Raw genomic sequence first — 23246 nt, 5'->3', positions numbered from 1 at the left:
TGACGTCCTTGTCCGGTTTGTTGATCTGTCGGGTGGGTTCAGGATGCTGCTGTGACGATGATGGGGACAACGCGGGCCACGAGGCCACCGAGTGCGCCGCCGATCAAGGGTCCGACGACGGGCACCCAGGAGTAGGCCCAGTCGCTGGAGCCCTTGCCCTTAATGGGAAGCAATGCGTGGGCGATGCGGGGTCCAAGGTCCCTCGCGGGGTTGATGGCGTAGCCCGTCGGGCCGCCGAGGGAAACACCGATGCCTACCACGAGCAGGGCAACGGCGAGCGGGCCGAGCCCGGAGGGGGTTCCGCCGAGGGTCAGGATCACCAGCACCAGCACGAAGGTGCCAATGACCTCGGTAATGACGTTCCAGGGCGTGGACCGGATGGCCGGCCCGGTGGAAAACACGCCGAGCTTGCCGGCGGGCTCAGGTTCGTCGTCGAAGTGCTGCTTGTATGCCAGCCAGCAGACCACGGCGCCGAGGAACGCGCCCAGCATTTCGCCGCCAAAGTAGGTCAGGGTGGAGGCGAAATCCACGGTGACTCCCGGAGCGTACTCGGCTTTGCCGTTAAGCAACAGGCCGAGCGTGACGGCGGGATTCAGGTGCGCGCCCGACTTGGCGGCAACGAAGACACCCGCGAAGACGGCTATTCCCCACCCCCATGTGACCATGAGGAACCCGCCGTTGTTGCCTTTTGTTCCCCGCAAAGCCACGTTGGCAACGACGCCGCAACCCAAGAGGGTCAGCATGCCGGTACCAAAGACTTCGGAGAGGAAAACTATTCCTAGAGACATCTTTGACTCCTTCTGTTTTTAGTTGTCGGCCCTCCGCGGGTGGAGGGCCGTTGGGACGGGATGACTCGCTCCCCCGGCCCCGCCCGGCCTCAGGAGACCAGGCTGTGCGTTTCCACCCGGTGGAAACGCTGCAGCACGTCCTGGGCGTGCTTGATCTCTGCGGTCCGCGTCGCAGCGTCCCAATTGAGCGGTCCGGAGAGCACCTCGGCGAGCTCGTTGAGCAGCTCGCCGGTGACGAGTCCCCGGAAGGCCAGGGAGGTGCGCCGGATCAGGACATCCACCAGATGGCCCACCTGTTCGTGTGCCGCCATGTATTCCAGTTCCCGGACGCTGAGCTCACGGGTGGAACGCAGCGCCTGGTCAGGGGCGGCGTCGAGGTACCCGATCACTTCTTCGGCCCGCGTTCCGTAGCGGGTCAGCAGGCCCGCCGTGCGGTCCGCGTCCCGGCCGGCCGACATGTGCGCCTTGATCCACTGCTGGACGCCGTTATCGTCAGCGGGGAATCCGGCACCGCCGCCGATGGGCAGCTGCGCGGTTGAAACCTTGCGCTGCATGCCGAGTTCAGCGAGGACGTCGTTGGCGAGGTGCTCTGCGAGGGCGCGGAACGTTGTCCACTTGCCGCCTACCAGGCTCAGGACGACGGCGGAGCCCGCGTCCTGTCCGGAGGTGCGGCGTTCGATGCGGTAGTCGCGGGAGACGAAGCCGGGCTGGGTGGCGTCATGGCGTGGCAGGGGACGGACCCCGGAGAACGTATACACGATGTGTTCAGGTGTCACGTCGACCGAGGGAAAAACGTGCCCGATCAGGTCGAAGAAATACGCAATCTCGTCGTCGGTGCAGACGGCGTCTTCGGACATGTCGGCGTCGACGTCGGTAGTACCCACCAGGACCCGGTCACCCATCGGGTAGATCAGGACGATCCGGCCGTCAGTGTGCTCAAAGAAGATTTCGCGGCCCCGGCACGCGGCAAGGAGGCCCGGGTGGTCAAGCACGATGTGCGAGCCCTTGGTGCCGCCCATGAAGGATGACGCGGCACCCATGGCTCCATTGGTGAGGTCCACCCACGCGCCGGTGGTGTTTACGATGACGTCCGCCGTGAAATCGAACTCCTCGCCGGTGAGTTCGTCACGGAGCCGGACGGTGCTGCCCCGCCCGGTCCCCGGGTTGGGTGCCGGAGACATGGACTGCAGGGACAGGTAGTTGCTGGCACGCGCCGTGTTGCCCTGTGCGTTGTGGGCCTGCTCCGTCCCCGCGGGGCGGCCGGCCTTCACGCCGTCCTGCAGGACGTCGAGGGTGAGCCGCTCCGGGTTGTGCACGGAGGCATCAAAGTAGGTGGCAGTGTATTTGACGTCCGGACGGAGGGCAGGCAACTCCTTGAGGGCGGACTTGTGCGTGCGGAACTGGTGCCGAGGCACGGTGCCGCCGTCGCGGGAGAACGAATCGTAGAGGCTCAGCCCGACTTTGATAAGGAACGCACCGCGCTCCTTCGGCTTGCCCTGCTGCTTGTGGGTCAGGAAGCGCATAGGCGCGGACAGGATGCCCGAGAACGTGCTGAAGATGGGAATGGTGGTCTGCAGCGGCTTGACGTAATGCGGCGCGATCTTCAGCAGCCGGTTGCGTTCCACCACAGATTCGCGCACCAGGCGGAACTCGCCGTTTTCGAGGTAGCGGATCCCGCCGTGGATCATGTGCGAGGATGCGCCGCTGGCCCCCTGGCAGTAATCTCCGCGTTCCACGAGCGCGACGTCGACGCCCTGCAAAGCCAGGTCGCGGAACGTACCTACCCCGTTAATGCCGCCGCCCACCACGAGTACTTTGGCGTGCGGCCTGCGCCGGAGGCTGTGTACCGATGAGCGTTCGGCTCCGGCCCGGGGCGCGCCGGCAGACAGTTGGACAGTTGGTTCCTTGGGTCCCAAAACAAACTCCCTTGGGGCTTTGAGTGATGCGGCTGCCACCGTGGCGCGCCGCCGTTCTGCTCTATTGTTTGGAGATATGGAAAATGGAGTCAAGCACTATGCACAAACGTGCAGATGGGAAATGAGATGACTCTCTCCAGGGACGCAGATGCCCTCCGAGCTGCACAAATGTACTATCTGCAGGACCTCACCATGGATGCGATCGCACGCGAACTGCGTACCTCCCGGTCCACCGTTTCACGCCTCCTGTCCGCCGCCAGGGAATCGGGGCTGGTGCAGATCCAGATCCGCAATCCGCTCGATACCGGCCCGGAGTTGGAAGGCATGATCCGGCGCAGGTACAACCTTGACGTGCACGTTGTACCGGTCCTGGGGACGCTCAACGAAGCCGAAACCCTGGACCGCGTGGCCATGCAGGCCGCACGCACCATCGGTCCCCTGGTGGACTCCAATGCCATCATCGGCGTTGCCTGGGGATCCACCCTCAGCGCGGTCAGCCGGCACCTCACCCGGAAGATCACCCACGACAGCGTTATCGTCCAGCTCAACGGCGCAGGAAACATGCACACCACGGGCATTACCTACGCCAGCGACATCATGCGAAGGTTTGGCAGCGCCTACGGCGCACGGGTGGAGCAGTTTCCCGTCCCGGCCTTCTTCGACCACGCCGCCACCAAGACGGCCATGTGGAATGAACGCAGCGTGCAGCGCGTCCTGGAACTCCAGGCCAAGATGAGCATTGCCATCTTCGGTGTCGGTTCGGTGCACGCCGACTACCCCAGCCACGTCTACGCGGGCGGATACCTCGACGAGGAGGACCTGAACGCGCTGGCCAACTCGGACGTGGTGGGCGACGTAGCCACCGTGTTCTTCCGGGCCGACGGTTCCTCCAACGGGATCGTCCTGAACGAACGCTCCACCGGGCCGGCACTTGCCCAGTTGCGCCAGGTGCGCCGGAGGATCTGCGTGGTCTCAGGTGTCTCCAAGATCAACGGCCTCCGCGGGGCCTTGGCCGCGAGGCTGGCCACGGACCTGATCCTGGACGAAGCCACCGCCCGCCGGCTGGTCGATTACGAGGGCCTGACAAGCTGAAGTGGGTAGAGTCGTTTCCATGAGAACCTCACCCCGGCTCAGCCTGAACAACGGCGTGCTGATCGACCAGCTTGGCTTTGGGCTGTATAAGGTGCCGGCGGCGGACGCAGAAGGCCTGGTGGCCACGGCGCTCGCGGCAGGCTACCGCCACTTCGACACCGCGGCCATGTACGGAAACGAGACCGGCGTCGCGCGTGGCATCAGTTCCCAGCTTGGCGACGGAACCGGAAGCGGCGGGTCCGGGGAGCTGTCCCCTTCCCTGACCCGGGAGGACGTCTTCATCACCACCAAGGTCTGGAACGACCATCACGGCTACGACTCCACGCTGCGTGCCTTCGACGACTCCATGGTCAACCTGGGCCTGGACTACGTGGACATGTACCTGATCCATTGGCCATGCCCGCGGCGCGGGCTGTTCCCGGAAACGTACCGCGCACTGGAGACCCTCTACCGCGAAGGCCGCGTCCGCGCCATCGGCGTCAGCAACTTCCAGCCCGCCCACCTTGACCGGCTCCTGCAAAGCGCCGAAGTGGTTCCTGCCGTGAACCAGATCGAACTGCACCCCTGGCTGCAGCAGGAAGAACTGCGCAGCAAGCACGCTGACCTGGGTATCCGGACCGAAGCATGGAGCCCGCTGGGCCGCGGCCAGGTGCTTGCGGATCCGGTCATCGAAGCCTGCGCCGCCGAGCACGGCAGGACCCCGGCGCAGGTAATCCTGCGCTGGCACATGCAGCTGGGCAACATTGCCATCCCCAAGGCGAGTTCGGAGGCCCGCATCCGGGAGAACCTGGACGTCTTCGGGTTCGAGCTTTCCGAACGGGACCTGGCCGCGATTACTGCGTTGGACCGCGGGCAGCGCACCGGTTCGCATCCGGACAACGTCAACTAGGCGCGGGCATGGATACCGTGAACCCGGGGACCTCCCCTGCGCCGGCATACGTGAGTGCCGCACTGGCAGCGCGGACTTCGGCCGGCACCGTAAACCTCGACGGCGGCAGCGTGGCGTTCTGGACCTACGAGCCGCTGAAGGAAACACCGGAAACCCGCACCATCCTGGTGATCCACGGTTTCCGGGGCGACCATCACGGGCTCCTGCGCGTCGCGGACCAATTGCCGGACATGCGTATCATCATGCCCGACCTGCCGGGCTTTGGCAGGTCCGACGCCTTCGGGCAGGACGAGCATTCGGTGGAACGCTACGGACAGTTCGTCAGCGACTTCATGGCGGCCCGCGGGCTGGGACCGGACACCGTCCTGCTGGGCCACTCTTTCGGTTCGATCGTGGCAGCGCACTTTGTGGCCGGCCACCCCGGCGCAGTCCGTCCCCTGATCCTCATCAACCCCATTGCTGCCCCGGCGCTGGAGGGGCCCAAAGGCGTGATGACGCGGCTGGCAGTCCTGTACTACCGGCTGGCGGCAAGGCTCCCCCGCAAACCGGGGCTGGCCCTGTTGCGCAACCGGCTGATTGTGCGCGTCATGAGCGAGACCATGGCCAAGACACGCGACAAGGAACTGCGGGCATTCATCCACGGCCAGCACCACGCGTACTTCAGTTCCTTCGCCGACCGCGACAGCCTGCTGGAGTCCTTCACGGCGTCGGTCAGCAACCACGTGGCCCAGGTGGCCGGCCGGCTGGACCTCCCCGTGCTGCTGGTGGCCGGCGAAAGGGACGAAATAGCCACGCTTCCCAGCCAGCAGCGCCTCCTGGCACTGCTGCCGGACGGGGAGCTGAAGGTGATTCCCGGCGTCGGACACCTGATCCATTACGAAACGCCGGAGCCCGCCGCCCGCCACATCCGCAGCTTCCTGAAGGACCATCCCGCGTGAAGATAGTTATCGACGCCCGCTTTACCCGCACCGACCACCATGACGGCATCAGCCGCTACGGGGCCAGCCTGATCGCCGCCACGGCGAAAATCGCAGACGTCTCCATGCTGGTCTCCGACGTCCGCCAGCTCGCCCTCCTGCCGGATGTTCCGTACACGCTGATCAACAGTCCGCTCTCACCGCTGGAGCTGTTCGTGGCCCGCAAGGTCAACGGCCTCGGCGCCGATGTGGTGGTGTGCCCCATGCAGACCATGGGCACCTGGGGCAGGAAGTACGGCCTGATCCTGACGCTGCACGACCTCATCTACTACTCGCACCCCGCTCCCCCGGGATTCCTGCCGGCCCCGGTCAGGCTGCTCTGGCGCCTCTACCACAAGGCGTTCTGGCCCCAGCGGCTGCTGCTGAACCGGGCCGACACGGTGGCCACCATCAGCCGGACCACGGAGGCGCTCATCGCCAAGAACCGCCTGACCCGCCGGCCGGTGCGCATCATCGCCAACGCCCCCCAGCCGGCCCAGGTCCACCGCACCCCGGGTGACGGCGCGGACAAGACGCTCATCTACATGGGCTCGTTCATGCCCTACAAGAATGTGGAAACCATGGTGGCCGGCATGTCCGGGCTGCCCGGCTACACCCTGCACCTGCTGAGCCGGATCAGTCCACAACGGCGCGCGGAACTCGAAGGCCTGGTGCCGCCGGGCGCCGCCGTGGTGTTCCACAACGGCGTCACCGACGAGGAGTATGACGGGCTGCTGCGGCGGGCCACCGCACTGGTAAGCCTGTCCAGGGCCGAGGGCTACGGGCTCCCCCTGGTGGAAGCCATGGCCGTGGGGACGCCGGTGATCGCCAGCGACATCCCGATCTTCCGCGAGGTGGGCGCGGACGCAGCCCTGTACGTGGACCCGGGCTCCCCCGAACAGTTCGCGCACGCGGTGGCGCAGTTGCAGGATGACGGGCATTGGCAGGACATGTCCCGGCGTTCCGTGGCGCGGGCCGCCGAATTCAGCTGGGACGAATCGGCGAGGCAACTGGTGGATGCGGCACACGAAGTGGTGGCGAACAGGCGGCGCTGAGCGCGTCTCCAGTCCGGTGACGCAGGCGAGGCAACAAGCACCGTGCTGCCAACCCGTTACAGGACGTCCACGCCGTCCAGGCGCAACTGTACCGGCTCCACGGTCCGCTTGGCGGCCGCGGCTGCCCGGGTGGCCCGCAGGACACGGACGACGGCGGCCGCCTGGCCATACGGGAAGAACAGCAGGGTCCGGACGTCCTCGGCCGAGCGCCTCCCGGACGGCGGAGCGGTCAGCACCAGCGGCGCCGGGCCTGCGGTGCGCACCGTTATTCCGGCGCTGCCGAGCCCGGCCTCCACGGCGGCCGTGAAGTGTTCGACGGCGGGTCGCGGCCCGGTGACAGATGCGATCCGGACCGCCGGGGGCAACTGGAGTTCCATCCTCAGGGCCAGCTCCCGCTGGGCATAGCCGGCAGGATCCCAACGGAGCAGGGCGCCTGTGGCAGCGGTGTCCGTGGCCGTCACCACCACCAGTCCGCCGTCCGGGGCAGGGCGCACCAGTGCCGCGGCGTTCAGCCACCGCCTGACCGTGTCCTCGCCGGCGCGGAGGGTTTCCCGCCGCAGCAGGGAGTCGCCGTCCAGGAGCAGGGCCGCTGCATAGCCGCCGGCCGCGACCGGCTCCGCCCCCACCGTGGCCACCACCAGGGCCTTTGCCTCCCCCACCCTGGCCTTTACCTGGTCACCGGAGGAGGTAAGGACGGTTTTGCCGGGAAAAGCCCTCCCCAGCTCCTCCGCAGTACGCAGGACCCCGGTGGCCCCTTTCCGGAGCCGCCGGCCGCCGCAGTGGGTGCAGCTCCAGTCCGGTGCCGGCGTCGAACACCAGCGGCACTGGGGAAGCGCCGACGTGCCTGCCAGCGCCAACGGCCCCTGGCAGGTTCCGCAGCGTGCCGGCTCGCGGCACGTTTCGCAGACCAGTGACGGCGCGTAGCCGGACCTGGCCACCTGCACCAGGACAGGTCCGCGCTCCAGGCCTTCCTTGGCGGCCTGCCAGGCCGCGTGCGGAAGCCGGGCGACCGTTGCGAGCGGGTCGCGGGCCTGCTCGAAGGTGTCGGCGGTGCTGACGACCCGCGGAACGGTGGCCCGCAGGGTGTTACGCGGGGTGCTCACGGGGATGGCCCACCCGGACTCCACCAGCCGCTGGACCTCCGTGCTGCGCGAGTGCCCGGCCAGGAGGCAGGCGGCGCCTTCCTGTTCCGCCCGCAGGAGCAGGACTTCCCGGGCGTGCGGGTAGGGTGCGCGTTGCTCGATGTGGAGGTCGTCCCCGTCGTCCCAGCAGGCGACCAGGCCGAGGTCCGGTACCGGTGCGAAGGCGGCAGACCGGGTGCCGATGGCCACTTTGGCGGTGCCGGCCAGCAGGCGAAGGTAGTTGCGGTACCGGGGCGTGGGGCCGTCGTCTGCGGTGAGCCGTGCCACGGCGTCATCCGGCAGCACGTCCTTGAGTGCTGCCTCGAGGCGGTCAAGGTCGCGGTAGTCCGGCACCACCAGCAGGGCGCCGCGGCCCGAGGTGTAGGCGGCGGCAGCGGCTTCGGCGAGGAGGTGCGGCCACCCGGCGGGTCCGTAGCCTTGGAGCGGGTTGACCACCGCGCGCGGCGCTCCACCGGCGGCCAGGTGCCGCAGGAAGGCCGCACCGGTGCGGTAGTCCGCCCAGGCTGAGGGGCCGGCGGCGGCGGGAGTGGTTCCGACTTCCGCTTCCGCGTAGGCGCCCGGGTATTCCTTCTCCAGCCTGGCGACGCGGGGTGGAACGGCGAGGCGGAGGACATCGCTGACGGTACCGGCGTACCGGGCGGCGACTGCGGTGGCCAGGTCCCGGACGGCGGGCGTGAGGACCGGAACCGGTGAAACGACCTTGGCCAGGGGCACCAGGGCATGTCCGGCGTCGGACTCCGCCATCCGTTCGAGGAGGAAGCCGTTGAGGTCCTGGCCGTTGAACTTGACCTTGACCCGCACCCCGGGCCGGGCCTCCCGGTCAAGGGAGGCCGGGACGGCGTAGTCGAAAGGCCGGTCCAGGTGCGGGAGGGAGGACTCCACGAGAACCCGCGCCACCGGCAGCTGTGCTGCCATGGCTCCGGCGGACGGAGTCCGAACCGGAAATCCCTGCAGCAACGATGGCTGGACGGAACTGTCAGCAACCATGGCGGTTACCTCCGTTCAGCTACCGGGTTGGACAAGGACAGCCAAGCACCGGGCACTGACATTGGTTTTCCGGACGCCTCACGGGGACTGTCAGGCGTTGAAGAATGCCTTCAGGTCATCCACCCGGTCCAGGCGTTCCCAGGTGAAGTCAGGATCGTCGCGGCCAAAGTGCCCGTGCGCGGCAGTCTTTGCGTAGATGGGCCGCTTCAGGTCAAGGGCGTCAATGATGGCGCGCGGGCGGAGGTCGAAGATCTCGGCGATGGCGGCGCTGATCCTGGCCGGGTCCACGGTCTCGGTGCCGAACGTCTCCACGTACGTTCCCACGGGCCGGGCCTGGCCGATCGCGTACGCGATCTGGATCTCGGCGCGCTTGGCCAGTCCTGCGGCCACCACGTTCTTGGCAACCCAGCGCATGGCGTAGGCAGCAGAGCGGTCCACCTTGGACGGGTCCTTGCCGGAGAAGGCGCCACCGCCGTGGCGGGCCATGCCGCCGTAGGTGTCCACGATGATTTTGCGGCCGGTGAGTCCGGCGTCCCCAACCGGTCCGCCGATAACGAACTCACCGGCCGGGTTGAGGATGTTGGCGGTGCGCGAGAGGTCCAGGTTGGCGCCGGCAAGAACGGGTTCGATCACGATGGCGGCGAGGTCCGCGCGGAGCTGCTCGAGGCTTGCGCCATCGGCGTGCTGGCTGGAGATCACTACTGTCTCCACGGAGACGGGGACGTCTTTGTCGTAGCCAACGGTCACCTGGGTCTTGCCGTCCGGGCGGAGGTAGGCCAGCTGGCCCGTCTTGCGGACCTCGGTGAGTCGTTCGGACAGCCGGTGGGCGAGCCAGATCGGCGTCGGCATGTAGGAAGGGGTCTCGTCGCTGGCGTAGCCGAACATCAGGCCCTGGTCCCCTGCGCCCTGGAGGTCGTAATCGTCCTCCTGGCGGCCCTCGCGCGCCTCGAGTGAGTTGAACACACCGCCGGCAATGTCGTTGGACTGCTGTCCGATGGAGACGGAGACGCCGCACCGGGCGCCGTCGAAGCCGTTGGCCGAGGAATCGTAGCCGATTCCCAGGATGGTCTCACGGACGATCTGCGGGATCTCGACGTAGGCGTCGGTGGTGACTTCGCCTGCCACGTGCACCAGACCGGTGGTGGCCATGGTTTCCACGGCCACGCGCGACTCGGGGTCGGCTGCCAGCAGCGCGTCCAGGATGGCGTCGCTGATCTGGTCGCAGATCTTGTCCGGATGGCCCTCGGTGACCGACTCGGACGTGAAGAGCCGGAGTGCGGCGGGCGTGGCCCCGTGGGCCTGGGGAAGGTGCAGCGGTAAAGTCACTCAACTACCTTACTGGTTGGTGTTGCTTGCCAGGCGGGAGATGTCCCCGTGCTAAGCAAACGTGGCCTGAAACACTTCAGGCGCGGGGCGAAACGTGGTTCAGTTCAAAGCTGATGCGCCTGATGATGGCTTCCGAAACCTCGGTTTTGGTCCCGGACGCCTCCTGTGGTTCGGAGCCGGCCCGGGAGAGGATGACCACCGCGTTGGAGTCCTGGCCAAAGACCTTGTCCATCCCCACGTGGTTGACCACCAGCAGGTCGCAGCCCTTGCGCTGCAGTTTGGCTTGGGCGTAAGCCAGGACGTCGCCCTGGCTGTCTCCCGTTTCGGCGGCGAAGCCGACGACGAGCTGGCCGCTTCCGGCACGGGATGCGTTGCGCTTCTCCACGAGTTCCTGCAGGATGTCCGGGTTGCGGACCAGGGTGATGACGGGGTCTGCGGTGTCGTCCCGCTTCTTGATTTTGGTGTCCGAGACTTCTCCGGGCCGGAAATCGGCCACGGCAGCGGACATGATGATCACGTCGGAATCGGCTGCTGCAGCCAGTGCGGCCTCACGGAGCTCCAGGGCCGTCTCCACACGTTGCACCTCAACCCCTGCCGGCGCCGGGACCTCCATGTGGGCTGCCAGCAAGCGCACGGTGGCCCCGGCATTCCGCGCGGCAACGGCCAGCGCGACGCCCTGCTTGCCGGAGGACCGGTTGCCGAGGAACCTGACCGGGTCCAGGGGTTCCCGGGTTCCGCCGACGCTGATGGTGACGGTGCGTCCCGCCAGCGGAAGCTGGTAATCGGACCGGCCCTGCACCAGCGCCATGGCGGCGTCGAAGATGGCCTGGGGTTCCGGGAGCCTGCCCGGTCCCGAGTCTGCCCCTGTCAGCCTGCCGGAGGCGGGTTCCAGGACGGCTGCGCCCCGGCCGCGGAGCGTCTCAACGTTGGCCCGGGTGGCCGGATGCTGCCACATTTCCGTGTGCATCGCGGGGGCGAACAGCACCGGGCCGTGGGCCATCAGCAGGGTGTTGGTGAGCAGGTCCCCGGCCTGGCCGGTGGCAGCCTTCGCCAGGAGGTCCGCTGTGGCAGGTGCCACCACCACGAGGTCCGCCTCATGGCCAAGGCGGACGTGGTTCACCAGGTGCACGTCATCAAAGACACTGTTGCTGACCGGGTTTCCGGACAGCGCCTCCCAGGTGGCGGTACCGATGAAGCGGGTGGACGCCTCCGTGGGAATCACCGTGACGTCATGGCCGGCTTCAGTAAAAAGCCGGAGGAGCGATGCCACCTTGTAGGCGGCGATCCCTCCCCCGACTCCGAGGACTATGCGCACGTGACCTCCGTCAACAGCAAGTCAGTTCAGCGGCAGGATTACTCTGCGGCTTCGATCGGCGTGGAAACCAGCTTGCCTTCGTTGATTTCGCGCAGTGCGATCGACAGCGACTTTTCGTTCAGCTTGGTGTCGACCAGGGGTCCGACATACTCGAAGAGGCCCTCGTGCAGCTGGGCGTAGTAGGCGTTGATCTGACGAGCACGCTTGGCACCGAAGATCACCAGGCCGTACTTGGAGTCGGCTGCCTCAAGCAGCGAGTCGATCGGCGGGTTGATGATGCCTTCAAGGTTCGTGGACACGAATTCTCCAAATTCCTAGCGGGCTGACGGTTCCGGCAGGTGTGGATGCGGTGTCAGCCCCATGAGTGAAACTAGCTCGTCCGCTGCCCGGCGGACGTCGTCGTTGATGACGGTGTGGTCGAACTCCGGTTCAGCAGCAAGTTCCAGTTTAGCGGTTTCCAGGCGTCGCTGCTGTTCTTCCGGTGTTTCGGTGCCCCGGCCCACCAGCCGGCGGACCATCTCGTCCCAGGTGGGCGGGGCCAGGAAGACGAACTGGGCGTCCGGAACGGCTGCCTTGACCTGGCGCGCACCCTGCAGGTCGATCTCCAGCAGCACGGAGCGGCCCTCCGCGATGGCCTGGTTCACGGTGCTCTTCAGGGTGCCGTAGGTGTTCTGACCATGGACGACGGCCCATTCCAGGAGTTCACCATCGGCGATAAGCCGCTCGAACTCATCCTTGGTCTTGAAGAAGTAGTGGACGCCGTCAACTTCCCCGGGCCGGGGCGCCCGGGTGGTGGCTGAAACGGAAAGCCATACTTCGGGGTAGTTGTCACGGATGTAGGTGGACACGGTGCCTTTGCCAACAGCCGTCGGACCTGCGAGGACTGTCAGTCCAGGTTTCTTGCTCACGTATTCCTTTTGCCGCAGTTGGGGGAAAGACAGGCGCCGCCTGCCTCAATGCTCGTCAATAAAATCTACCAGCGCCCGGCGCTGGTGGACGCCCAGGCCCCGGACCCTGCGGGACGCCGCGATGCCCAGCTGCTGCATGATGGCGGCGGCCCGCACCTTCCCGATGCCGGGAAGGGCCTCAAGCAGTTCCGAGACCTTCATCCTGGCCAGTGCGTCGTCTTCCAGGGCGGAGCTGATAATGTCCGCCGCGGACCTGTCGCCGTTCCGAAGGCTTTCCTTGGCGGCCGCACGGGTGGCCCTGGCTGCCGCTGCCTTGCCCAGGGCGTCGGCCCGTTCAGATGCGGATAAAGGTCGCAGGACCATCACGGACACCCCCGGATTCGGCGGATTTCATCCAAGGGCGGCCGCCCTTGGACCTGTCCTGAAACTACCCTTTGGTGCAGCCCGAATCAATGCATCCGGGCAATTGCAGCCTATTGTCCCCGCAGCCCGTCCAGCGTCCGCAGGGCCGCCTCCCGCAGGCCACCCATGTGCGGGCCTGCCGAAAGGATGTCGCGGCTGGAGGTTCCCAGGACCAGCGGGTAGGCGTCGCCGAAGGTGGAGCGGAGGTCGGCCGGCGTTGCCCCCTGCGCCCCCAGGCCGGGGGCGAGGATGGGCCCGCGGACGGCAGCGAGGTCGAGTCCAAGGTCTTCCAGGGCACTGCCAACGGTGGCGCCAACCACCAGGCCCACGGAACCCAGGCTGCCCCCGTACCGGGCATTTTCGGCCGCTGCGGCGGCCGTGATCCTGCGGGCCACCGAGTCCTTACCGCCAACATGCTGGACGGAAGCGCCTTCAGGGTTGGACGTCAGCGCCAGCACGAAGACACCGCGCCCGGTTTCGGCCGCGAGGTCCAGCGCGGGGCGCAGCGACTCGAAGCCGAGGTAGGGGCTCAGCGTGACGGAGTCCGCCGCCAGCGGGGACCCGTCCCGGAGCCAGGCGTCGGCATAGGCGGCCATGGTGGACCCGATGTCGCCGCGCTTGGCGTCGGCGATGCTCAGGACGGACTCGTCCCGGGCGGTGGCCAGGACTTCCTCCAGGACCGCCATACCGGCCGATCCGTGCCGTTCGTAGAGCGCCACCTGGGGCTTTACCGCGGCAGCGAGCGAAGCCACCGCCTCCAGGACGGTGAGGGAAAAACGCCTCAGCCCGGCGGCGTCGTCGTCCAGTCCCCAGCTCTTCAGCAGTGCCGGATGCGGGTCGATGCCCACGCAGAGCGGGCCGCGGGCGGACATGGCCGCGCCGAGCCGGGAGCCGAAGGACTCCCGGCCGGCGGCGGATACCGGCCTGCTGCCTGGTACCTGCTCAGGCATGCTGCAGCGCAGCCTTCTGTGATTCCGCAAGCGCGGCGGCGTGCTCCTGCAGGCTGGTGACGGACCACTCGTAGGTGCGCAGGGCTTCGATGGCCTGGACGGCGGCGTTGAACTCGGCCACCGTGGTGATGCACGGAATGCCGATGGACGTCGCCGCGGCGCGCAGTTCGTAGCCGTCGCTGCGGGCTTCGCCGCCGGAGGGGGTGTTGAAGACCATGTCGATCTCGCCGGCCACAATGAGGTCCGCGATGGTGCCTTCACCCTCGGCGCTGCTGCCCTCGGCGACCTTGCGGACCGGGGTGGCCTGGATGCCGTTGCGGCGCAGCACGTCGGCGGTGCCGCCGGTAGAGACGATCTCGAAGCCGAGGTCCGAGAGCCGCTTGACGCCCATGATCACCGAGCGCTTGTCCCGGTTGGCTACGGAGACAAACACCTTGCCCTCGGTGGGCAGCGCGTTGTTGGCGGCCGCCTGGCTCTTGGCGAAGGCGGTGTCGAAATGCTTGTCGATTCCCATGACCTCGCCGGTGGAACGCATCTCGGGACCGAGCAGGGAGTCCACCACCTTGCCTTCAAGGGTCCGGAACCGGCTGAACGGCAGGACGGCTTCCTTGACGGCGACGGGGGCGTCCAGTGGCAGGGTGGAGCCGTCACCGGTTTCGGGCAGCATCTTGTAGGCGCTGCGGAGCTGGTTGATGGTCACGCCGGTGCCGATGAGGGCCGCGGCCTTGGCCATCTGGACGCCGGTGGCCTTGGACACGAACGGCACGGTCCGGGACGCGCGGGGGTTGGCTTCCAGGACGTACAGGACGTCCGAGGCCAGCGCGAACTGGATGTTGATCAGGCCGCGGACGCCCACGCCTTCAGCGATGGCGCGGGTGGCGGTGCGGACGCGTTCGACGACGTTGCTCCCCAGGGTGATCGGCGGCAGGACGCAGGCGGAGTCGCCGGAGTGGATGCCGGCTTCCTCGATGTGTTCCATGATGCCGCCCAGGTACATGTCGGTGCCGTCGTAGAGGGCGTCGACGTCGATTTCGACGGCGTCCTCAAGGAACCGGTCAATCAGCACGGGGTGGTCCGGGGTGATTTCGGTGGCGTTGGCGATGTAGCGGGAGAGGTTGGGCTCGTCATAGACGATTTCCATGCCGCGGCCGCCCAGCACGTAGGACGGACGGACCAGGACGGGGTAGCCGATCTCGTCCGCGATCTTCTTGGCGTCCTCGAAGGAGACGGCGGTGCCGTTCTTGGGCGATACCAGGCCGGCCTTGTCCAGCACCCGGGAGAAGGCGCCGCGGTGCTCGGCGAGGTCGATGGCCTCCGGGGACGTTCCCAGGATGGGGACACCTGCGTCGGCCAGCTGCTGGGCCAGCTTCAGCGGGGTCTGGCCCCCGAGCTGGACGAACACGCCCATGACGCCGCCGGTGCGTTCCTCGGCCGCGATGACCTCCAGCACGTCCTCGAGCGTCAGCGGCTCGAAGTACAGGCGGGTGGAGACGTCGTAGTCGGTGGAGACGGTTTCCGGGTTGCAGTTGACCATGACGGTCTCGTAGCCGGCCTTGCGCAGCGCCATGGAGGCGTGGACGCAGGAGTAGTCGAACTCGATGCCCTGGCCGATGCGGTTGGGCCCTGAGCCGAGGATCAGGATGGACGGCTTGGAGTGCAGCGCAACCTCGTCCTCCTCGTCATATGCCGAGTAGTGGTACGGCGTGTAGGCGGCGAATTCTGCGGCGCAGGTGTCCACGGTCTTGTAGACGGGACGGATGCCCAGCGCCTGGCGTACGCCGCGGACCACGGCCTCGGGGTTGTGCGTCAGGGCGCCGATCTGTTCGTCGGAGAAACCGTGGCGCTTGGCGCGCTTGAGCATGTCGGCGGTCAGGGCGCCGGCCTGGCGGATTTCGCGGGAGATTTCGTTGAGCAGCTCCAGCTGGTCAAGGAACCAGGGGTCGATCTTGGTGGCTTCGAAGAGCTGTTCCACGGTGGCGCCGCCCAGGAGGGCGCGCTGGACCTGGTGCAGGCGCTCGGTGGTGGGGCGCTTGGCCTTTTCGATGAGCTCCGGCACTTCCCATTCCGGGACGGAGCTGAAGTCCAGCTGCGAGCCCTTCTGTTCCAGGGAGCGCAGGGCCTTCTGCAGGGCTTCGGTGAAGTTCCGGCCCATGGCCATGGCCTCGCCCACCGACTTCATGGTGGTGGTGAGGGTGTTGTCCGCTGCCGGGAACTTTTCGAAGGCGAACCGCGGGACCTTGACCACCACGTAGTCCAGGGTGGGTTCGAAGGACGCGGGGGTCTTCTGCGTGATGTCGTTGGGGATCTCGTCCAGGGTGTAGCCGAGCGAGAGCTTGGTGGCGATCTTGGCAATGGCGAAGCCGGTGGCCTTGGATGCCAGTGCCGAGGAGCGGGAAACGCGGGGGTTCATCTCGATGACCACCACGCGGCCGGTCTTGGGATCGATGGCGAACTGGATGTTGCAGCCGCCGGTGTCCACGCCCACCTCGCGGATGACGGCGATGGCGACGTCGCGCAGCTTCTGGTATTCGCGGTCGGTGAGGGTCAGCGCCGGTGCCACGGTGATGGAGTCGCCGGTGTGCACGCCCACGGGGTCGAAGTTCTCGATGGAGCAGACGACAACCACGTTGTCGTTCTTGTCCCGCATCATTTCGAGCTCGTATTCCTTCCAGCCCAGGATGCTCTCTTCGAGCAGCACCTCGCTGGTGGGGCTGTACTGCAGGCCCTGTCCGACGATGCGGCGCAGGTCCTGTTCGTTGTAGGCCAGGCCGGAACCCAGCCCGCCCATGGTGAAGGACGGGCGCACCACCATGGGGTAGCCCAGGTCTTCGGCCGCCGTGAGGGCCTCATCCATGCTGTGGATGATGTGGCTGCGGGCGGATTCCGCGCCACAGCGTTCCACCACGCCCTTGAACTTTTCACGGTCCTCGCCCAGCTCGATCGCGGCGATGTTGGCGCCGATCAGCTCGACGTTGTACTTCTCCAGTACGCCGTTCTTGTCCAGGGCGATGGCAGTGTTCAGCGCGGTCTGCCCGCCCAGGGTGGGCAGGACGGCGTCCGGACGTTCCTTGGCGATGATCTTCTCCACCACCTCGGGGGTGATGGGCTCAACGTAGGTGGCGTCGGCGAACTCGGGGTCGGTCATGATGGTGGCCGGGTTGGAGTTCACGAGGATGACGCGCAGGCCTTCCTCCTTGAGGACACGCAGTGCCTGCGTGCCGGAGTAGTCGAATTCGGCGGCCTGGCCGATGACGATCGGGCCGGAACCAATGACGAGGACGCTTTTGAGGTCTGTACGTTTTGGCATTACTTCTTGTCCTCGGTCTTGTTGTCGTTGGCAGTCTTGGTTTCAGCGTCCTTGGTGTCCGCCATCAGGTCGATGAAGCGGTCGAACAGGTACGCGGCGTCGTGCGGGCCGGCGGCAGCTTCGGGGTGGTACTGCACGGAGAACGCCGGGATATCCAGGCAGGCGAGGCCTTCCACAACATCGTCGTTCAGGCTGATGTGGCTGACTTCCACCCGGCCGTACCGTGATTCCGGCGCCTGGGTGGCGCCGTCGAGCGGGGCGTCCACGGCGAAGCCATGGTTCTGGGAGGTGATTTCGACCTTCCCGGTGCGGCGGTCCATCACGGGCTGGTTGATGCCGCGGTGTCCGTAGCGGAGCTTGTACGTGCCAAAGCCCAATGCCCGGCCCAGGATCTGGTTGCCGAAGCAGATGCCGAAGTACGGCAGCTTTTCGTCCAGGACTGAGCGGAGCAGCTTGACCTGGGCGTCTGCGGTCGCTGGGTCGCCAGGGCCGTTGGACATGAAGAAACCGTCCGGGTTGACGGCCTTGACATCCTCAAGGGTGGCGGTGGCCGGCAGCACGTGGACGCGGACGCCCCGCTCGGCGAACCGTACCGGGGTCATGGCTTTGATGCCGAGGTCGATCGCCGCGATGGTGAAGCGGGGTTCACCTTCCCAGCCGTGGTCCTTCGGTTCTACGACGTAGGCTTCGTCGACGCTGACCTCCTCGGCCAGGCGGGAACCTTCCATGGGCGCACTGGCCAGGACGGCGTCGAGCAGTTCCTTGTCCGTGGCCTCTGCCGCCCCGCCGGAGAAGATGCCGGCGCGCATGGTCTTGTGCTCGCGCAGGTGGCGGGTGATGGCTCGGGTGTCCACGCCCTGGATGCCGACGATGCCCTGGGCCACCAGCTCCTCGTCAAGGGAGCGCTCGGAGCGCCAGTTGGAAGGCCGGCGGGCAGCGTCCCGGACAATGTAGCCGGCCACCCAGATCCGCCGGGACTCGGCGTCCTCGCTGTTCACACCGGTGTTGCCGATGTGGGGTGCCGTCTGTACCACGAGCTGGCGGGCATAGGACGGGTCGGTAATGGTTTCCTGGTAGCCGGTCATGCCGGTGGCGAAGACGGCCTCGCCCAGGGCGGTGCCGGTGGCGCCGTAGCTGGTGCCTCGGAAAATGCGGCCGTCTTCGAGAACCAGCGCAGCGGGGGCTGACACAGGAGCGGAGGTGGTTGCTGTCAATGTATTCGCTTTCACTGTCTTACTTTCCACTGGTGGCACCAGCCGCTGGGGCTGACGAAATCAATTCCTGAAGGGCCTGGTAAAGCACGTCTTTGTCGGCGGCGCGTCGGGTCCGGAAGCCGGTGTCAAGCTCATGCGCGCCGAGCATCCAGGCCAGCACGAGCAGGCCGTCTTTCTCGACGAACTTCCCGGCCATGCCGCTGTCCTGCCGGACACCGGTCAGGGAAGCGGCAGGGATGTAGAGCGCCGGCGCTCCGGCCCGTTCGTAGAGGACGCCGTGCGGGTAGACCGCGAGGGTTGCATTGGTGCGGATCCCGAGGCCGTGGACGGCGATCCGGTCGAGCCAGTCACCGGCGGTGGTGGTGGCAACGTACTGCCCTTCGGCGACGGCGGCGGGTTCACCGGGTGCCGCAGGCACCTCGGGCAGCTGTTCGACGTCGGCCTGGCGCCTGAGCCGGTTGCGCCACCCGATGCCCAGGAGGACAAAGACGACGGCGACGACCGCCAGCATGGCAAGTCCGGGGAGGATTTTGTCCATCAGGCAACGCCCGCCGTGGTGGCTGCGGCGTCGGGGTGGGGCGTGTTCAGTGCACCCTCGAGCACCGTGGGGTGTCCCTTGTAGAAGGTGGCAACCACCTTGCCCGGCAATTCCCGGCCCTTGAACGGCGAGTTGCGGCCCATGGTGGCCATCGTGGACGGATCGACGGTCCAGCGGGCTGCCGGGTCCACCAAAATGAGGTTGGCGGGTTCGCCGGCTTCGACGGGCCGTCCCTGGTCGGACAGCCGCCCGATCTTCGCCGCGGCCGTGGAGGTGACGCGGGCGAAGTCCGCCCAAGTCATCAGTCCGGTTTCGATCATGGCGTGCTGCACGACTGAGAGGGCCGTTTCAAGTCCAGTCATGCCCATGGCGGCCTGCGCCCATTCACATTCCTTGTGCTCGCTGGGGTGCGGTGCATGGTCGGTACCCACAACGTCGATCGTGCCGTCTGCGAGCCCGGCACGCAATGCCTGGACGTCGGCATCGGTGCGCAGCGGCGGGTTGACCTTGAAGACGGGGTCGTAGCTGCGCACGAGGTCATCGGTCAGCAGCAGGTGGTGCGGGGTCACCTCGGCGGTGACGTCGATGCCCCGTTCCTTGGCCCACCGGATGATTTCCACGGAGCCTGCCGTGGATACGTGGCAGACGTGCAGCCGCGAGCCAACATGCTGGGCCAGCAGGACGTCGCGGGCGATGATGCTTTCCTCGGCGACGGCAGGCCAGCCGGTCAGGCCGAGAACCGCGGAGACGTCGCCCTCGTTCATCTGTGCCCCGGCGGTGAGGCGGGGTTCCTGCGCGTGCTGGGCCACGACGCCGTCGAACGCCTTGACGTATTCCAGCGCCCGGCGCATCAGGACGGGATCGTGGACGCAGATGCCGTCGTCGGAGAACATCCGGACCCGGGCGCGGGAGTCGGCCATGGCGCCAAGTTCCGCCAACTGCTCCCCCGCCAGTCCGACCGTGACGGCCCCGACCGGGCGCACGTCCACCCAGCCTGCGGCCCGGCCCAGGGTGTAGACCTGCTCGACGACGCCGGCGGTGTCGGCGACGGGGGTGCTGTTGGCCATGGCATGGACAGCCGTGTAGCCACCCAGGGCCGCTGCGCGGGTTCCGGTTTCGACTGTTTCGGCGTCCTCGCGGCCGGGTTCGCGCAGGTGGGTGTGGACATCCACCATGCCGGGCAACGCCACGCAGCCGGCGGCGTCGATCACCGTGGCTCCGCCGGCATCCAGGCCGTGGCCGATCTCGGCGATGATGCCGTCACGGATCAGCACGTCCGAGGCTTCGCCGCCCAGGATGGAGGCGCCCTTGATGAGGTAGGTTCCAGTGGTGGTCGTCATCAGATGCTCTCCTTGATGGGCGCGGCGGTGGTGTAGGCCGGGGCCCGGGTTGCGGCTGGTTCGCGGGAATCCCCGGAGAGCAGCAGATACAGTGCGGCCATCCGAACGGACACGCCGTTGCGGACCTGTGCCAGGACGGTGGACCGGGGTGAGTCGGCTGCGGCGGCGCTGATTTCCAGGCCCCGGTTCATGGGACCTGGGTGCATGATGATGGTGTCTGTCATGCCGAGGTCGTCCAGGGCGCGGAGCCGGTTGTCGTCGAAGCCCCAGCGGCGGGAGTATTCCCTGGTGCTCGGGAAGAACGAGGCGTTCATGCGTTCGCCCTGGACGCGGAGCATCATGACGGCGTCCACGCCATTTGCCAGGGTTTGGTCGAGGTCATAGCTGACACTGCAGGGCCATTGTTCGACGCCGACCGGCAGCAGGGTGGGTGGCGCCACCAAGGTGACCTCCGCGCCCAGGGTCCGGAGCAACCAGACGTTGGACCGTGCCACGCGTGAGTGCAGGACATCGCCGACGATCGCGACGCGCAGGCCTTTGAGGTCTGTTCCCTCCGACGCCGTACCGGCCAGCCGCGCCCAGTGCCGGCGCATGGTGAAGGCGTCCAGGAGGGCCTGGGTGGGGTGTTCGTGGGTGCCGTCACCGGCGTTGATGACGCCGGCGTCGATCCAGTCCGTTGCGGCGAGCCGATGCGGCGCGCCGGAAGCCCAGTGGCGGATGACGACGGCGTCGGCCCCCATGGCGGACAGCGTCTGGGCGGTGTCCTTGAGGGATTCTCCCTTGGATACCGAGGACCCCTTCGCGGCGAAGTTGATCACATCGGCAGAGAGCCGCTTGGCTGCGGCTTCAAAGGAGATCCGGGTCCGGGTGGAGTCCTCGAAGAAAAGGTTGACCACCGTGCGTCCGCGCAGGGCCGGGAGTTTCTTGACCTCCCGCTCGCCCACGGCAGACATTTCCTCGGCGGTGTCCAGGATGCGGATGGCATTTTCAAGGCTGAGGTCCTGGGTGGACAGGAGGTGTTTCATGCGCCGCCCTCGATCACGACTTCGTTGACCGGTGATCCGCCTTGGGGTGTGTCGGTCTCCTCAAGCCGGACCCGTACCTTTTCGGCGGAGGAGGTGGGCAGGTTTTTGCCCACATGGTCAGCACGGATGGGAAGTTCGCGGTGGCCACGGTCGATCAGGACGGCCAGCCGGACGATGCGCGGGCGGCCGAGGTCAACGAGGGCGTCCAGGGCGGCGCGGATGGTGCGTCCCGAGTACAGGACGTCGTCGATCAGCACCACTACCTTGTTGTCGATCCCCGTCCGGGGCAGTTTGGTGGGGTACGGCGGCCGGGTCCCCTGGTGGGAAAGATCGTCGCGGAACATGGTGACGTCAAGCTGGCCCACGATGGCGGCGGCGTCCACGGTGGCGTCGGCAGCCGCGATTTTTTCGGCCAGCCGGACGGCCAGCGGGTATCCGCGGCGGGGAATGCCCAGCAGGACCAAGTCCCGGGATCCCTTGTTGGCTTCGAGGATCTCATGGGCGATACGAGTGAGTGCCCGGTCGATGTCCGCCTGGCTGAGGACAACCCTGGCTGGAACCGGTGCGCTGGTGACAGAAGTCAACGCTCGTCTCCCCTTTCCCCGCCTCACAGGACGGAATTAAAAAAGGAACATTTGCTGTTCAAAATTACCACATCGCCTCGCCGTGCCTGCGCCCGGGAGACGCGTTGCTGGTCACATCGGCTGGCGCGGATTCGTGGTTCCTTGGCGCCCCGGCGCCCCCCGCCTAGGCTTTCCGTTATGCCGACGTATCCGCAGCAACCAACACCAGGGCTCCCCGAGGACCCCTACCGCGAAGCACCCGGGCCGGTCCCCCGGCAGGCCAACCCCAGCTGGATGGGCCAGGTCCATCCAGGACACTACCGCCCGGCACCGGGGCACGGCGGCCAGCCCCTGGCCACGGTCGGTCCGCACCTCCCGGAGACTGCGCTGCGGGTATCCCGGGCACGGACCGGACTGGCGGGACTGTCCATCGCAGGCGGTGTGCTCGCGTTCCTGAGCCTGTTCCTGGTGGTCCCGTTCCTGCTGTCCAATACCGGCGCCGCCGGATTCCTGATCGGGTTCCTCGCGTCCCTGGTTCCTTTGTCCGTGGTCCTGGCGGCGGTCCACATTATCGACAGGTGGGAACCGGAGCCGAAGCGGCTGCTGTTGTTCGCCTTCGTGTGGGGTGCTGCGGTATCCGTTGCGGTGACCCTGCTCATCCAGCCGTTCTTTGTGATCGCGTTCCAGTTCACGGACCAGGCGGACCTGCAGACGTATATGGCCACCGTGCAGGCGCCGGTGGTCGAGGAATTTGCCAAGTCCCTGGGCCTGCTGATCATCCTGCTGGCAGCGCGACGGCAATTCGACGGGCCCGTTGACGGCGTCGTTTTTGCCTTCACCATCGCCGGCGGGTTCGCCTTCACCGAGAACATCCTCTACTTCGGCAGGGCCGTGGCCGAATCGGCTTCCCCGGCCAGCGACCTCGCCCAGATCTTCTTCCTCCGCGGCGTGATGTCGCCCTTCGCGCACGCGATCTTCACCGGAACCACGGGACTGGTGATGGGGTTCGCCGCGCGGAAGTGGCATACCGGAGCGTCCGTGGGAGCCTTCCTGGCAGGGCTGCTGCCGGCCATGTTCCTGCACAACAGGTGGAACAGCATGGGCAGGGGCTTCCTGCTGGACTACATCATGGTCCAGGTTCCGATCTTCCTGCTGGCGGTGGCAGGCATCATCTTCCTTCGGGTTGCCGAGAAGCGCCTGACCCGGCAGCGGCTGCTGGAGTATTCGGCCGCGGGCTGGTTCACGCCGGACGAGGTGCAGCTCCTGGCGACCCCCGCCGGAAGGCGCACGGCGTTGTCCTGGGCCGCCACCGCGGGCCGGAAACCGCAGATGAAGCAGTTCCTGAAGGCGGCCACACAGCTCGCGAATATCCGCCAGCGGATCCTGAGCGGGCGGGATTTGCCTCTTCACCAGGCCGAGGAGCGGCACCAGCTCCAACGGATCCTGGAGCTCCGGGCGGCCATCGCCCGTTGAGAACGCAGAAGGGGCCCGCCGGATGTCCGGCGGGCCCCTTGGCGTTCGGCTGACGCCGCA

General features: G+C 67.1%; 20 protein-coding genes. 5 read left to right on the top strand and 15 right to left on the bottom strand.

From position 1 onward, the window contains the following. Positions 1-38: 38 nt before the first annotated feature. Together AC4EEO_RS08725 and AC4EEO_RS08720 are read right to left on the bottom strand one after the other, a co-directional pair. Entirely contained in the window at positions 39-788 is a 750-nt protein-coding gene (locus AC4EEO_RS08725) for an MIP/aquaporin family protein (protein ID WP_026264481.1), read from the bottom strand. An 89-nt stretch (positions 789-877) separates the two neighbouring features. Further along, the gene (locus tag AC4EEO_RS08720) at positions 878-2704 is read right to left on the bottom strand and encodes a glycerol-3-phosphate dehydrogenase/oxidase (protein ID WP_491329986.1); all 1827 of its coding nucleotides are present in this window, start codon (positions 2702-2704) and stop codon (positions 878-880) included. A 126-nt stretch (positions 2705-2830) separates the two neighbouring features. Between AC4EEO_RS08720 and AC4EEO_RS08715 the strand changes: the two genes are divergently transcribed. From AC4EEO_RS08715 to AC4EEO_RS08700, 4 genes are read left to right on the top strand one after another with little or no spacing between them, the layout of a single operon-like run. Beyond that, positions 2831-3796, top strand: coding sequence for a sugar-binding transcriptional regulator (locus AC4EEO_RS08715; protein ID WP_026264485.1), 966 nt, complete (start codon positions 2831-2833; stop codon positions 3794-3796). Positions 3797-3815: 19 nt separating this feature from the next. Next, the gene (locus AC4EEO_RS08710) at positions 3816-4685 is read left to right on the top strand and encodes an aldo/keto reductase (RefSeq protein WP_109044556.1); all 870 of its coding nucleotides are present in this window, start codon (positions 3816-3818) and stop codon (positions 4683-4685) included. Between the two features lie 8 nt (positions 4686-4693). Continuing rightward, positions 4694-5623 carry an alpha/beta fold hydrolase gene (locus AC4EEO_RS08705; protein ID WP_491329987.1) on the top strand — a complete coding sequence of 310 codons (930 nt, stop codon included), beginning with the start codon at positions 4694-4696 and terminating at the stop codon, positions 5621-5623. Further along, positions 5620-6696: a glycosyltransferase family 4 protein gene (locus tag AC4EEO_RS08700; protein ID WP_491329988.1), complete on the top strand. Its 1077-nt coding sequence runs from the start codon at positions 5620-5622 to the stop codon at positions 6694-6696. Before AC4EEO_RS08705 ends, AC4EEO_RS08700 begins: the two co-directional genes overlap by 4 nt. A gap of 56 nt (positions 6697-6752) precedes the next feature. Here AC4EEO_RS08700 and AC4EEO_RS08695 read toward each other — a convergent pair whose 3' ends face one another. From AC4EEO_RS08695 to pyrR, 13 genes are all read right to left on the bottom strand, one after another. Further along, a complete protein-coding gene (locus AC4EEO_RS08695; protein WP_491340271.1) occupies positions 6753-8825 on the bottom strand; it encodes a primosomal protein N' in 2073 nt (690 codons plus the stop codon). A gap of 90 nt (positions 8826-8915) precedes the next feature. Continuing rightward, on the bottom strand, positions 8916-10151 hold the full coding sequence (metK, locus tag AC4EEO_RS08690; RefSeq protein ID WP_018761414.1) for a methionine adenosyltransferase: 1236 nt from the start codon (positions 10149-10151) through the stop codon (positions 8916-8918). A gap of 76 nt (positions 10152-10227) precedes the next feature. Then, positions 10228-11466, bottom strand: a complete 1239-nt coding sequence (coaBC, locus tag AC4EEO_RS08685) for a bifunctional phosphopantothenoylcysteine decarboxylase/phosphopantothenate--cysteine ligase CoaBC (RefSeq protein ID WP_491340270.1) — start codon at positions 11464-11466, stop codon at positions 10228-10230. 38 nt (positions 11467-11504) lie between these two features. Continuing rightward, positions 11505-11765 carry a DNA-directed RNA polymerase subunit omega gene (gene rpoZ, locus AC4EEO_RS08680; RefSeq protein WP_003800778.1) on the bottom strand — a complete coding sequence of 87 codons (261 nt, stop codon included), beginning with the start codon at positions 11763-11765 and terminating at the stop codon, positions 11505-11507. Positions 11766-11780: 15 nt separating this feature from the next. Then, entirely contained in the window at positions 11781-12374 is a 594-nt protein-coding gene (gmk, locus tag AC4EEO_RS08675; RefSeq protein WP_144599766.1) for a guanylate kinase, read from the bottom strand. Between the two features lie 45 nt (positions 12375-12419). After that, complete coding sequence (mihF, locus tag AC4EEO_RS08670; RefSeq protein WP_026265771.1) at positions 12420-12737, bottom strand: integration host factor, actinobacterial type; 318 nt, start codon at positions 12735-12737, stop codon at positions 12420-12422. 110 nt (positions 12738-12847) lie between these two features. After that, positions 12848-13726: an orotidine-5'-phosphate decarboxylase gene (pyrF, locus tag AC4EEO_RS08665; protein ID WP_491340269.1), complete on the bottom strand. Its 879-nt coding sequence runs from the start codon at positions 13724-13726 to the stop codon at positions 12848-12850. Further along, complete coding sequence (carB, locus tag AC4EEO_RS08660) at positions 13719-17033, bottom strand: carbamoyl-phosphate synthase large subunit (protein ID WP_134164710.1); 3315 nt, start codon at positions 17031-17033, stop codon at positions 13719-13721. Before carB ends, pyrF begins: the two co-directional genes overlap by 8 nt. Then, entirely contained in the window at positions 17033-18286 is a 1254-nt protein-coding gene (carA, locus tag AC4EEO_RS08655; protein ID WP_109044550.1) for a glutamine-hydrolyzing carbamoyl-phosphate synthase small subunit, read from the bottom strand. The genes carB and carA overlap by 1 nt, the downstream gene beginning before the upstream one ends. Continuing rightward, entirely contained in the window at positions 18267-18785 is a 519-nt protein-coding gene (locus AC4EEO_RS08650) for a PH-like domain-containing protein (protein WP_491329991.1), read from the bottom strand. Before AC4EEO_RS08650 ends, carA begins: the two co-directional genes overlap by 20 nt. Then, the gene (locus tag AC4EEO_RS08645) at positions 18785-20125 is read right to left on the bottom strand and encodes a dihydroorotase (protein WP_491329992.1); all 1341 of its coding nucleotides are present in this window, start codon (positions 20123-20125) and stop codon (positions 18785-18787) included. Before AC4EEO_RS08645 ends, AC4EEO_RS08650 begins: the two co-directional genes overlap by 1 nt. Next, positions 20125-21150: an aspartate carbamoyltransferase catalytic subunit gene (locus tag AC4EEO_RS08640; RefSeq protein ID WP_018761424.1), complete on the bottom strand. Its 1026-nt coding sequence runs from the start codon at positions 21148-21150 to the stop codon at positions 20125-20127. The genes AC4EEO_RS08645 and AC4EEO_RS08640 overlap by 1 nt, the downstream gene beginning before the upstream one ends. Then, the gene (gene pyrR, locus AC4EEO_RS08635) at positions 21147-21734 is read right to left on the bottom strand and encodes a bifunctional pyr operon transcriptional regulator/uracil phosphoribosyltransferase PyrR (protein WP_018761425.1); all 588 of its coding nucleotides are present in this window, start codon (positions 21732-21734) and stop codon (positions 21147-21149) included. The genes AC4EEO_RS08640 and pyrR overlap by 4 nt, the downstream gene beginning before the upstream one ends. 177 nt (positions 21735-21911) lie before the next feature. Between pyrR and AC4EEO_RS08630 the strand changes: the two genes are divergently transcribed. Next, positions 21912-23186 carry a PrsW family intramembrane metalloprotease gene (locus tag AC4EEO_RS08630; protein WP_491329993.1) on the top strand — a complete coding sequence of 425 codons (1275 nt, stop codon included), beginning with the start codon at positions 21912-21914 and terminating at the stop codon, positions 23184-23186. Positions 23187-23246 lie beyond the last annotated feature (60 nt).

The organism is Pseudarthrobacter sp. MOO13 (assembly GCF_058267655.1).
This window is presented reverse-complemented; position numbering and strand designations above follow the sequence as displayed.

Coding starts and splice junctions, on each gene's coding strand:
- AC4EEO_RS08725 (WP_026264481.1), bottom strand. CDS start 788: ATGTCTCTAGGAATAGTTTTCCTCTCCGAAGTCTTTGGTACCGGCATG.
- AC4EEO_RS08715 (WP_026264485.1), top strand. CDS start 2,831: ATGACTCTCTCCAGGGACGCAGATGCCCTCCGAGCTGCACAAATGTAC.
- AC4EEO_RS08710 (WP_109044556.1), top strand. CDS start 3,816: ATGAGAACCTCACCCCGGCTCAGCCTGAACAACGGCGTGCTGATCGAC.
- AC4EEO_RS08705 (WP_491329987.1), top strand. CDS start 4,694: ATGGATACCGTGAACCCGGGGACCTCCCCTGCGCCGGCATACGTGAGT.
- AC4EEO_RS08695 (WP_491340271.1), bottom strand. CDS start 8,825: ATGGTTGCTGACAGTTCCGTCCAGCCATCGTTGCTGCAGGGATTTCCG.
- mihF (WP_026265771.1), bottom strand. CDS start 12,737: ATGGTCCTGCGACCTTTATCCGCATCTGAACGGGCCGACGCCCTGGGC.
- pyrF (WP_491340269.1), bottom strand. CDS start 13,726: ATGCCTGAGCAGGTACCAGGCAGCAGGCCGGTATCCGCCGCCGGCCGG.
- carB (WP_134164710.1), bottom strand. CDS start 17,033: ATGCCAAAACGTACAGACCTCAAAAGCGTCCTCGTCATTGGTTCCGGC.
- AC4EEO_RS08650 (WP_491329991.1), bottom strand. CDS start 18,785: ATGGACAAAATCCTCCCCGGACTTGCCATGCTGGCGGTCGTCGCCGTC.
- AC4EEO_RS08645 (WP_491329992.1), bottom strand. CDS start 20,125: ATGACGACCACCACTGGAACCTACCTCATCAAGGGCGCCTCCATCCTG.
- AC4EEO_RS08640 (WP_018761424.1), bottom strand. CDS start 21,150: ATGAAACACCTCCTGTCCACCCAGGACCTCAGCCTTGAAAATGCCATC.
- AC4EEO_RS08630 (WP_491329993.1), top strand. CDS start 21,912: ATGCCGACGTATCCGCAGCAACCAACACCAGGGCTCCCCGAGGACCCC.